Origin of the sequence: Streptomyces sp. NPDC048516, from assembly GCF_043199875.1 — a bacterium.
In the GTDB taxonomy this organism is placed as follows: Bacteria; Actinomycetota; Actinomycetes; order Streptomycetales; family Streptomycetaceae; genus Streptomyces.
On sequence record NZ_JBICWS010000010.1, the window covers coordinates 332,003 to 343,429 of the forward strand.

9 protein-coding genes are annotated in these 11,427 nt (G+C 70.3%); 6 read left to right on the forward strand and 3 right to left on the reverse strand.

Annotation, left to right across the window (positions count from 1 at the left end; genetic code table 11):
• Positions 1 to 45: 45 nt before the first annotated feature.
• From shc to ACGFR7_RS22040, 5 genes are all read left to right on the forward strand, one after another.
• Positions 46 to 2,097 (forward strand): squalene--hopene cyclase, encoded by a 2,052-nt coding sequence (gene shc / locus ACGFR7_RS22020; protein ID WP_393321715.1) that lies wholly within the window; start codon positions 46 to 48, stop codon positions 2,095 to 2,097.
• The gene (locus ACGFR7_RS22025; RefSeq protein ID WP_393321717.1) at positions 2,097 to 2,762 is read left to right on the forward strand and encodes a 1-hydroxy-2-methyl-2-butenyl 4-diphosphate reductase; all 666 of its coding nucleotides are present in this window, start codon (positions 2,097 to 2,099) and stop codon (positions 2,760 to 2,762) included. Before shc ends, ACGFR7_RS22025 begins: the two co-directional genes overlap by 1 nt.
• Positions 2,763 to 2,767: 5 nt before the next feature.
• Positions 2,768 to 3,793 carry an adenosyl-hopene transferase HpnH gene (gene hpnH / locus ACGFR7_RS22030; protein WP_311621631.1) on the forward strand — a complete coding sequence of 342 codons (1,026 nt, stop codon included), beginning with the start codon at positions 2,768 to 2,770 and terminating at the stop codon, positions 3,791 to 3,793.
• Positions 3,794 to 3,919: 126 nt separating this feature from the next.
• Positions 3,920 to 5,800, forward strand: a complete 1,881-nt coding sequence (gene dxs, locus ACGFR7_RS22035; RefSeq protein WP_393321720.1) for a 1-deoxy-D-xylulose-5-phosphate synthase — start codon at positions 3,920 to 3,922, stop codon at positions 5,798 to 5,800.
• On the forward strand, positions 5,797 to 7,182 hold the full coding sequence (locus ACGFR7_RS22040; RefSeq protein WP_393321723.1) for an aspartate aminotransferase family protein: 1,386 nt from the start codon (positions 5,797 to 5,799) through the stop codon (positions 7,180 to 7,182). The genes dxs and ACGFR7_RS22040 overlap by 4 nt, the downstream gene beginning before the upstream one ends.
• 69 nt (positions 7,183 to 7,251) lie before the next feature.
• Here the strand turns inward: ACGFR7_RS22040 and ACGFR7_RS22045 are convergent, their stop codons facing one another.
• The 3 genes from ACGFR7_RS22045 to ACGFR7_RS22055 form a co-directional block, all read right to left on the reverse strand.
• Complete coding sequence (locus tag ACGFR7_RS22045) at positions 7,252 to 7,902, reverse strand: hypothetical protein (protein WP_393321726.1); 651 nt, start codon at positions 7,900 to 7,902, stop codon at positions 7,252 to 7,254.
• Positions 7,902 to 8,447, reverse strand: coding sequence for an RNA polymerase sigma factor (locus tag ACGFR7_RS22050; RefSeq protein WP_393321729.1), 546 nt, complete (start codon positions 8,445 to 8,447; stop codon positions 7,902 to 7,904). Before ACGFR7_RS22050 ends, ACGFR7_RS22045 begins: the two co-directional genes overlap by 1 nt.
• A 1,023-nt stretch (positions 8,448 to 9,470) precedes the next feature.
• Positions 9,471 to 10,280: a tyrosine-protein phosphatase gene (locus ACGFR7_RS22055; protein WP_393321732.1), complete on the reverse strand. Its 810-nt coding sequence runs from the start codon at positions 10,278 to 10,280 to the stop codon at positions 9,471 to 9,473.
• Between the two features lie 255 nt (positions 10,281 to 10,535).
• On the opposite strand from ACGFR7_RS22055, the gene ACGFR7_RS22060 reads away from it, so the two are divergent.
• Complete coding sequence (locus tag ACGFR7_RS22060) at positions 10,536 to 11,336, forward strand: SGNH/GDSL hydrolase family protein (RefSeq protein WP_393321735.1); 801 nt, start codon at positions 10,536 to 10,538, stop codon at positions 11,334 to 11,336.
• The last annotated feature ends 91 nt before the right edge of the window (positions 11,337 to 11,427 follow it).

Genomic DNA, 11,427 nt, shown 5'->3' on the forward strand with positions numbered 1-11,427 from the left:
AATCCCTGAGCACGCTTTTCACAGTTCACTGCAGAAGGGGAAGCCATGACAGCGACGACCGACGGAAGCACCGGGGCGCTGCCGCCCCGGGCCCCCTCGGCCAGCGATGCCACCGCTGAGACAGCCGGAACAGCTCCACCCACGCGCAGCGCCGCGGCGCAGGACACGGCGGACGCCGCCCGGCGCGCGGCCGCCCGCGCCACGGACCATCTGCTCTCCGTGCAGGACCCCGCCGGATGGTGGAAGGGCGACCTCGAGACCAACGTCACGATGGACGCCGAAGATCTGCTGCTCCGTCAATTCCTGGGCATCCAGGACCCGCGGCTCACCGAGGCCGCGGCCCGCCACATCCGCGGCGAGCAGCGCGCGGACGGCACCTGGGCCACCTTTCACGGCGGGCCCGGTGAACTCTCCACCACCATCGAGGCCTATGTCGCCCTGCGCCTCGCCGGGGACGCCCCGGACGCCCCGCACCTGGCCAAGGCCTCCGCATGGGTCCGCGAACAGGGCGGAGTCGCCGCGGCCCGGGTCTTCACCCGCATCTGGCTGGCCCTCTTCGGCTGGTGGAAATGGGACGACCTGCCCCAACTCCCGCCGGAGCTGATCTATTTCCCCCCGTGGTTCCCGCTCAACATCTATGACTTCGGATGCTGGGCGCGGCAGACCATCGTGCCGCTGACGATCGTCTCGGCGAAGCGCCCGGTGCGCCCGGCGCCGTTCGCCCTCGACGAGCTGCACACCGACCCGCGCCGGCCCAACCCCCCGCGGCCGCTCGCCCCCGCCACCAGTTGGGACGGGCTCTTCCAGCGCCTGGACAAGGCGCTGCACCTCTACCACAAGGTCGCCCTGCGCAAGCTGCGCGGCGCCGCGATGCGTTCCGCCGCCCGCTGGATCATCGAGCGGCAGGAGAACGACGGCTGCTGGGGCGGCATCCAGCCCCCCGCCGTCTACTCCGTCATCGCCCTGCACCTCCTCGGCTACGACCTCGACCACCCCGTGCTGCGCGCCGGCCTGGCCTCCCTCGACCGCTTCGCCGTGTGGCGCGAGGACGGTCCTTCCGGTCCCGACGGGCCGGGTGGTGCCCCCACCCGGATGATCGAGGCCTGCCAGTCCCCGCTCTGGGACACCTGCCTGGCCACCATCGCGCTCGCCGACGCCGGACTGCCCGCAGGCCACCCGCAACTGCTCAAGGCCGTCGACCGGCTGCTCGCCGAGCAGATCCGCCGGCCCGGCGACTGGAGCGTGAAGCGGCCCCGACTCCCCTCCGGCGGCTGGGCTTTCGAGTTCGAGAACGACAACTACCCGGACATCGACGACACCGCCGAGGTGGTACTCGCGCTGCGCCGGGTCGAGCACCCCGATCCGCAGCGGGTCGACGCCGCGGTGGACCGCGCGGTGCGCTGGATCTTCGGGATGCAGTCCAAGGGCGGGGGCTGGGGCGCCTTCGACGTCGACAACACCAGCCCGTTCCCCAACCGGCTGCCGTTCTGTGACTTCGGGGAGGTCATCGACCCGCCGTCGGCCGACGTCACCGCCCACGTCGTCGAGATGCTGGCCGATGTCGGCCGTACCCACGACCCGCGCACCCGCCGCGGTATCGCCTGGCTGCTGGCCGAACAGGAGCCCAGCGGCGCCTGGTTCGGCCGCTGGGGCACCAACTACCTCTACGGTACGGGCTCGGTGCTCCCCGCGCTCGCCGCGGCCGGCATCCCCGCCTCGCACCCCGCGGTGCGCCGGGCGGTGCGCTGGCTGGAACAGGTGCAGAACGACGACGGCGGCTGGGGCGAGGACCAGCGCTCCTACCAGGACAAGGAGAAGTGGGCCGGGCACGGCGCCTCGACCGCCTCCCAGACCGCCTGGGCGCTGATGGCGCTGCTCGCGGCCGGGGAACGGGGCAGCGAGGCGGTACGGCGCGGAGTGCGCTGGCTGGCCGCGACCCAGCGCGAGGACGGGTCCTGGGACGAGCCGTACTTCACCGGTACGGGCTTCCCCTGGGACTTCTCCATCAACTATCACCTCTACCGCCAGGTCTTCCCGCTGACCGCCCTGGGCCGCTACCTGGGCGGCGGACCGGCCGGCCTGCCGGTGAGATCCTGATGTCACGGCCCCCGGCGGACGCGGACCCGCCCCTGCTGGTCGCCTGCGCGCTCGGCATCGAGCGGTTCGCGCTGCGCGGCGGTGACCGCGGGGGAGTGGCGCGAGGGGACGGTCCGCAGCTGGTCACGCTCCGTACCGGCATGGGTCCCCAGGCGGCCGAACGCGCCCTCACCCATGCGCTGCGTGCGGGTGCGGTCACCGAACGTTCCCCCGTTGTCGCCAGCGGCTTCTGCGCCGGCCTCGCTCCCGGGATGCGTCCCGGGGACGTGGTCGTCGCCAAAGCCACCCGCGATCACCATGCGGACGCGCCGGAAACGCTCTGTCACGACAACGGCCCGCTGCTCCGGGCCCTGCGGCAGCGGGGGCTGACCGTCCACACCGGGCTGCTGCGCGGCTCCGACCACGTCGTACGCGGTGCGGAGCGGGCCGCGCTGCATGCCGCCGGTGCGGTCGCGGTGGACATGGAATCCGCCGCGACCCTCCGGGTGGCCCGGCGCGCCGGCATCCGTCCGGTTGCGGCCGTCCGGGTGGTCGTGGACGCTCCAGAACATGAACTCGTACGCATCGGCACGGTGCGCGGTGGAATATCAGCCTTCCGAGTACTGCGCTCCGTACTTCCTGTTTTCTACGAATGGCACCGTTCTTTGCTGCTCCCCTGGAGGTGAGCCAGATGGCCATGCCGCTCCGTCAGTCCATCCGGGTCGGGACCTATCTCTTTGAACAGAAGATGATCCGCCGGCGAGAGAAGTTCCCGCTCATTGTCGAGCTGGAACCGCTCTTCGCGTGCAATCTGAAATGCGAGGGCTGCGGGAAGATCCAGCACCCGGCGGGCGTGCTCAAACAGCGTATGCCGGTGGCGCAGGCGGTCGGTGCGGTGCTGGAGTCCGGCGCCCCGATGGTTTCCATTGCCGGTGGCGAGCCCCTGATGCACCCGCAGATCGACGAGATCGTGCGGCAGTTGGTGGCCAAGCGGAAGTATGTCTTCCTGTGCACCAACGCGATGTTGCTGCGCAAGAAGATGGAGAACTTCACCCCCTCGCCGTATTTCGCCTTCGCCGTGCACATCGACGGCATGCGCGAGCGGCACGATGAATCCGTCGCGAAGGAAGGCGTGTTCGACGAGGCGGTGGCGGCGATCAAGGAGGCCAAGCGGCGCGGTTTCCGGGTCACCACCAACTCCACCTTCTTCAACACCGACACCCCGCAGACCATCATCGAGGTCCTCAATTTCCTCAATGACGATCTGCAGGTCGACGAAATGATGCTGTCGCCCGCCTACGCCTACGAGAAGGCCCCCGACCAGGAGCACTTCCTCGGTGTGGAGCAGACCCGTGAGCTGTTCAAGAAGGCCTTCGCCGGGGGCAACCGGCGGCGCTGGCGGCTCAACCACAGCCCGCTCTTCCTGGACTTCCTGGAGGGCAAGGCGGACTTCCCGTGCACGGCGTGGGCGATCCCCAACTACTCGCTCTTCGGCTGGCAGCGCCCCTGCTACCTCATGAGCGACGGGTACGTCCCCACCTACAGGGAGCTCATCGAGGAGACCGACTGGGACAAGTACGGCCGCGGCAAGGACCCGCGCTGCGCCAACTGCATGGCGCACTGCGGCTACGAGCCGACCGCCGTCCTCGCCACCATGGGGTCGCTGAAGGAATCCCTCCGGGCGGCCAGGGAGACCGTCGCGGGCAACCGCGGGTGACCGCCGGCCAGCGGTGAGCCGCGCCAGGGCGCACCGTCGTCCCGGTCCGGCCCGGCTCCTGCGCCGCATGGCGGCACGAGCCGGGCCCGGCCGGTCCCTGTCAGCCGAACCGGAGGGGGAACGCACATGACGATGCTGGAGAACATCCGGCAGCCACACCACCTCAAGGCGCTCCCCGCGGAACGCCTTGCCGAACTCGCCGAGGAGATCCGGCACTTCCTCGTGCACGCCGTCTCCCGCACCGGCGGCCACCTGGGGCCCAACCTGGGCGTGGTCGAGCTGACCCTCGCCCTGCACCGGGTCTTCGACTCACCCGCCGACCGCATCCTGTGGGACACCGGCCACCAGACCTACGTGCACAAACTCCTGACCGGCCGGCAGGACTTCTCCAAGCTGCGGGCCAAGGGCGGCCTGTCCGGCTACCCCTCGCGCGCGGAGTCCGCGCACGATGTCATCGAGAACAGCCATGCCTCGACGGTGCTGGGCTGGGCCGACGGCCTGGCCAAGGCCCGCCAGGTGCGGGGCGGCAGCGACCATGTGGTGGCCGTCATCGGTGACGGTGCGCTCACCGGCGGGATGGCCTGGGAAGCCCTCAACAACATCGCCGCCGCCAAGGACCGCCCGCTGATCATCGTCGTCAACGACAACGAGCGCTCCTACGCCCCCACCATCGGCGGCCTCGCCGACCACCTCGCCACCCTGCGCACCACCGACGGCTACGAGAAGTTCCTGGCCTGGGGCAAGGACGTGCTCCAGCGCACCCCGGTCGTCGGAGCGCCGCTCTACGGGTCGCTGCACGGTGCCAAGAAGGGCTTCAAGGACGCCTTCGCGCCCCAGGGCATGTTCGAGGACCTGGGACTGAAGTACCTCGGACCGGTCGACGGCCATGACATCGCGGCCGTCGAATCCGCGCTGCGCCGCGCGAAGGGCTTCCACGGCCCGGTGCTGGTGCACTGCCTCACCGAGAAGGGCCGCGGCTGCCTGCCCGCCCTGGAGGACGAGGCCGACCACTTCCACACGGTCGGTGTGATGGACCCCCTGACCTGCGCACCCGTCACCACGGCAGAGCGGCCCTCCTGGACCTCCGTCTTCGGCGACGAGATGGTCCGCATCGGCGCCGAGCGTGCGGACGTCGTGGCCCTCACCGCGGCGATGCTGCAGCCGGTCGGGCTCGGGAAATTCGCCGCGGCGTACCCCGACCGGGTGTGGGACGTGGGCATCGCCGAACAGCATGCGGTGGTGTCGGCGGCGGGGCTGGCCACCGGCGGTCTGCACCCCGTCGTCGCGGTCTATGCCACCTTCCTCAACCGGGCCTTCGACCAGGTGCTGATGGATGTGGCGCTGCACAAGTGCGGCGTCACCTTCGTGCTGGACCGGGCCGGTGTCACCGGCACCGACGGTCCCTCGCACAACGGCATGTGGGACCTGTCGATCCTGCAGGTCGTACCCGGTCTGCGGATCGCCGCACCGCGCGACGCCGACCAGCTCCGCGCCCAGCTGCGCGAAGCGCTGGACGTGGCCGACGCCCCGACCGTCGTCCGCTTCCCCAAGGAGCCGGTGGACGACCCGGTCCCGGCCGTGGACCGGATCGGCGGTGTCGATGTCCTCCACCGGGCGCCGCACCCCGACGTCCTGCTGGTCGCCGTCGGCGTGATGGCTCCGGTCTGTCTGCGGGTCGCCGAACTGCTCACGGCGCGCGGCGTCGATACGACCGTGATCGACCCGCGGTGGGTCAAGCCGGTCGACGACGCCGTCCCCCGGCTCGCCGCGGAGCACGCCATGGTGGTGGTCGTCGAGGACAACTGCCGGACCGGAGGCGTGGGCTGGGCGGTCGGCCAGGCGCTGCGGGACGCCGGCGTGGACGTGCCGCTGCGCACCTTCGGCATCCCCGAGCAGTTTCTGGCACCCGCCAAGCGTGGTGAGCTGCTGGCCGACGTCGGCCTCACACCGGCCGAGATCGCCGGCCGGATCAGCGCCGCACTGGCCCGTAAGGAGAGCCACGCGTGACCGGATTCGATCTGACCGAACTGCTCGCCGAACGCGGCGGCGAGCGCTACGACCTGCACGCCCGCCATCTCAACCACCAGCTCCCGCGCATGCTGCACACCATCGGCTTCGACAAGGTCTACGAGCGGGCCGAGGGCGCCTACTTCTGGGACGCCGACGGCCAGGACTACCTGGACATGCTCGCGGGATTCGGGGTGATGGGCCTCGGCCGGCACCACCCCGTCGTCCGCAAGGCGCTGCACGACGTCCTGGACGCCCAGCTCGCCGATCTCACCCGCTTCGACTGCCAGCCGCTGCCCGGCCTGCTCGCCGAGAAGCTGCTGGCCTGTGCGCCCCACCTGGACCGGGTCTTCTTCGGCAACAGCGGCACCGAAGCCGTCGAGACCGCCCTGAAGTTCGCCCGCTACGCCACCGGCAGACCGCGCGTCCTCTACTGCACCCATGCCTTCCACGGCCTGACCACCGGCTCGCTCTCGGTCAACGGCGAGGACGGCTTCCGGGACGGCTTCGCCCCGCTGCTGCCGGACACCGCCATCGAGATGGGCGATCTGGACGCGCTGGCGCGGGAGCTGAAGCGCGGCGATGTGGCGGGGTTCGTGGTCGAACCGATCCAGGGGAAGGGCGTCCACCCGGCCCCGCCCGGATTCCTGCGCGCCGCACAGGAGCTGCTGCACCGGCACAAGGCGCTGCTGATCGCTGACGAGGTGCAGACCGGCCTCGGCCGCACCGGCGACTTCTTCGCCTACCAGCACGAGGACGGAGTCGAACCGGACCTGGTGTGTGTGGCCAAGGCGCTGTCCGGCGGCTACGTCCCCGTCGGCGCGACCCTCGGCAAGGACTGGATCTTCAAGAAGGTCTACTCGTCCATGGACCGGGTGCTGGTGCACTCCGCCAGCTTCGGCGCCAACGCCCAGGCGATGGCGGCCGGTCTGGCGGTGCTCTCGGTGATGGAGGACGAGCAGATCGTCGCGGGCGCCCGGCACACCGGCGAACTGCTGCGCTCCCGGCTCGCCGCGCTGGTCGGCAGGTACGAGCTGCTGCACGACGTACGGGGCCGCGGCCTGATGATCGGCATCGAGTTCGGCCGCCCCACGTCGCTCGGCCTGCGCAGCCGCTGGACGATGCTGCAGGCGGCCCGCAAGGGGCTGTTCGCGCAGATGGTCGTGGTGCCGCTGCTGCGGCGCCACCGCATCCTGACCCAGGTCTCCGGCGACCACCTCGAAGTCATCAAGCTGATCCCGCCGCTGATCATCGGCGAGCGCGAAGTGGACCGTTTCGTCGAGGCGTTCACGGACGTCATGGACGACGCCCACTCAGGCGGCGGCCTGATGTGGGACTTCGGCCGGACACTGGTCAAGGCACACCTGGGGCGCCGCGAGTAGCCGGGTCCCCGGCCGCGTACGTGAGAAGCCGGTGGTCCGGCGGCCATCCCCGCCGGACAACCGGTGGGTTCACAGGCCTGCCGGCAGACGGCTGTCGGTCAGGAACGTCTGCAGGCTCCTGTCCAGGGAGCGGGCGAAGCCCTGGGCGAGTTCGGAGGACCCGCGTACGGGCACCGGCAGGTGCAGGTCGCAGGCGAAGCCCATCAGACGCGCCATCGCACGCCACACCCGGGCTTCGGGCCAGGGCCCGACGGCCGCGTGATGAACCGCCAGCAGATGTGCCGCCAGTTCGTCACCCGCCCCGGCGGCGAAGCGCCACCAGTACAGCGCGCCCTCCCACTTGTCGAGGCTGTAGAGCAGGCAGGCGAACGTCCGGGCGCCCACCGGGTCGTAGTCCGCGGCGAACGCACCGAGGGCATCGACGTCATCGCTGCGCAGCACGATCTGACACAGCCGCCGGACCTCGACCAGGACAGCCGCGGGAGCGACCGCCGGGTCGAGAAGGGGGGTGGGCCGGCGCCGGCGGCGGCCGCGGAGCACCGCCGGGCGGACCGGGACGGGGCGGCCGCCGCCGGCCGCCGCGCGGGTGACGCGCGCGGGCGGCCGGCACCCCTTGTCGGCGATGGCCTCGGCGAGGCGCCGGGTGAAGGCGGCCACATCGTGGTCGGCGTACTCGTCGCGGATCTTTTCGGCTTGGAGCCGGAGCACGTTTTCGAGCATCACTCGTCCCTTCCGGAACGTTTCGTCATGATCTCTTTAAGGCGTTGCAGACCGATGCTCACGCTGACCTTCGCCGAGCCGGGGGTGGTTCCCAGCCTTTCGGCGATCTGCTCGTACGACAGTCCCGCCAGGTGGTAGAGGCGCACGGAATTGGCCTGGAGCGGGGCCCGGGACTCCAGCTCGTCCAGCGCAAGATCGAGCGGTTCGTGGTCACCCAGCTCCTTCAGGTACGAGCTGTCCGGCCTGTCCGGAGGCTCGGCGAAGGCCTGGACGCGCGCGTCGCGGATCTCGCGGCGGTAGAAGTCGCCGATCACACCATGGAGGATCCGGTAGGCCATCGCCGTCGGATTCACATGGGCCAGGATCCGCTCCCACTTCGCGTACATGCGGCGGCCGGCTTCGAGGACGGCGTCCTCCGCGTCGCGCCGGTCCCGGAGCTTGAAGCACGCGAGAGCGAGAAACGATTTCTGCTCGCGCTGGAAGAACGCTTCGAAGTCCAGCGGGAGGTCGGCGGTGGGCCGGGCCGCGGGGAAGTTCTCGTTCACCGGACCTCCCCGCAGCGCGGGCGCGACGGCGGCCGGGGCACCGCGGGCCTGGCGGGGGCGGGGTGGGTGCCGTTCTCCGGACGCGGGTTCAGGCGTGGGCCGGACTGTTGTGCCGACGCAGCGCCGATACAGGGATGTCGGTGCAGCGCGACCTGCAAGGCGGTGTGGGTCACGCGCCGGACAAGGGCGTCGAGTCCTGCGGCGGTCAACCGGTAGGCGCCGAAGGCGGCCAGCGCGTACCAGGGCCATGAGTGCCCCAAGTGCTCCACGAGCCCTCCCTTCAAGAGAGTTGCTGCCCACCCGCACTGTGGCGGGCGGGGCGGAACGTGCGTTCCTGCCCCTCTCACCGATGGGGGACCCCCTCAGGGTTAACCGCGGCGCACACATAATCAGCCGAACGTGATCGATCAACTGCGTACAGTGCCACGACCTGCGCTTTTCTCATGGAGAGTGACGGACGACACATTGACTACATGTTTAATGACCAGTAACTAGCGTTCGAAAACTGCAAGTTCACGCTCGCAAAACAGACGGGTGGCCGGTGCGGGGTCCTCGCCGTGCGAGTCGGACGGGCCGCCGCCGTGCGAGTCGGACGGGCCGCGTGTGCCGCTGCCGAGCCCGAAGTGACGGGCAGGTACAGGAGTAGACGGCAGAGTTCCGGACGCGCCGGCCGCACCGCGCCTTCGGATCAGGGGCGTTCTGGCGGCCGACCCGTCGCTGGTCGCGGAGTTGGCGGCCCTGCTTCCCGCACCGCCGGCCGCGGGCCGGGGAGACCGGCACGCTGGAAAGCCTCTACCAGCGGCTGACCGAGGCGTTCTTCGGCAAGACCTTCCTGCGCGGGGTCGACGAGATCATGCTGCACGAGGCCGTCGCCCACGTCACCGACGTACACCTCACCGTCTTCGACTGCGCACTGAGCCGGGCGGACGTGGCCCGGGTGATGCAGACCTTCTCCGGCTGCACGTTCCTCTTCACGTCCCCGTATCCGACCCTGCCGGACACGGCGGCGGCGCGTGCCCGGTGTCAGTCCGTCAGCAGCCGGTCACGCAGCCGTTCGCGGGTGGCGGGTGCCAGCTTCAGGCCGTCGGTGAGGTACTTCTCCGTCGAGCCCCAGGTCTGCTCGATGGCGTCGTAGGCGGCCGCGAGGTAGTCGGTGTGCGCCCCGAACAGTGGCGCGAGCAGCTCCATGACCTCCTGCGACATCCCGACCGCGGAGTTGTCCGAGCGGCGGATCTTGTAGCGCCGGTGGGGATCGTTGGACTTGAGGTAGTCCGCCTCGATGGCGTCCCGCTCCACGCCGACCGCGAGCAGGGTCACGGCAACGGACAGGCCCGCGCGGTCCTTGCCGGCCGCACAGTGCATCAGCGCCGGGACGCTGTCCTCGGCAAGCGCATTCAGCACCCTGCTGTGGTCTTCGGTACGGGTGGTGATGATGTGGCGGTAGGTCTTGGCCATCCGGGCCGCGGCCTTGCCGTCGCCGAGCGCGGAACGCAGCTGTTCCAGCTCGCCGTCGCGCACCATCGCCCAGAATTCCGCGCCGTCGGCCGGGTCGGTGAGCGGGATGTTCACATTGCGCACGCCGGGCAGCGTGACATCGGGGCCTTCCAGCTTGATGTCCGAGGCGTTGCGGAAGTCGAAGATGGTGTGCAGCCCGAGGCCGGCCAGAAACGCGGCGTCCGTCTCGGTCGCATGGGCGAGGTGTCCGCTGCGGAACAGCCTCCCCTCCCGTACGCGACGCCCGTCCACGGTCGGCAGACCGCCCACATCGCGGAAGTTGCGGACCTCCGTGAGCTCGGGCTGGGCCTGTGGGACCTGCGGCGTCTGCTGCGTCACGCGCGCTCCTCGGGTTCGTTCGCCGACGCCGCTCGTCGGCGAGGCGGGCTCTTCCGACGATACGACATTGATGCAATAGACAATCGGGTCGATATGGGAGACGCGGACGTGCCGCGATGCGCGGGAGAGAGAGGCAGGTCGTGGCCGATCTTTATTCCAACTTGACAAGAATTTGACTTGGTGGCATTAATCACCCCTCGTCAACCCCTGGTTACGGTGGCGTAGGTCACTTCTTGAGGTGAAGTATGTCTTGACGTGGCAGACGATTCGAAGTACCTCAGCAACGGCGCCCATGGCGCCATCGGGTCGTACGCAGCCGTCGGGGACAGCTTTACAGAGGGGGTCGGGGATCCCGGCCCTGACGGGGCGTACATCGGTTGGGCGGACCGCCTGGCGGTCCTTCTCTCGGATCAGCAGGCCGAGGGGGACTTCCGCTATGCGAACCTCGCGGTCAGGGGGCGACTCCTGGACCAGATCGTCGAGGAGCAGGTGCCCCGGGCGAAGGAGCTCGCCCCCGCCCTGGTGACGTTCTGCGCCGGCGGCAATGACATCCTGCGGCCCGGTTCGGACCCGGACGCGGTCGCCGAGCGCTATGAGGCGGCGGTCGCCGAGCTGCGGCAGGAGGTCGGCACGGTCCTGCTCTGCACCGGCTTCGACACCCGCGGCATCCCCGTGCTCAAGCACCTGCGCGGCAAGATCGCCACGTACACGGCGCATGTCCGGGCCATCGCGGACCGCCACGACTGCCCGGTTCTGGACCTGTGGTCGCTGAAGTCGGTGCAGGACCGGCGGGCGTGGAGCGACGACCGGCTGCATCTGTCCGCCGACGGGCACACCCGGGTGGCGCTGCGTGCGGGGCAGGTGCTCGGACTGCGGGTGCCGGCCGACCCGGACCAGTCGTGGCCGCCGGAGGCGGAGCGCTCGGCCGCCGAGGCGCGGCGGGACAACATCCACTGGGCGCGGGAGCACCTTGTCCCGTGGATCGGGCGCCGGCTGCGCGGTGAGTCGTCCGGTGACCATGTCGAGCCCAAGCGGCCGGATCTGCTGCCGCTCTAGATGAATGAGTCCGATGTTCTCAGTGGTCGAAGGCGATCAGGGATCGTTTGATCTTGGCGCCGGTGGTCCAGTTGTGCCAGATGCCGGCGGC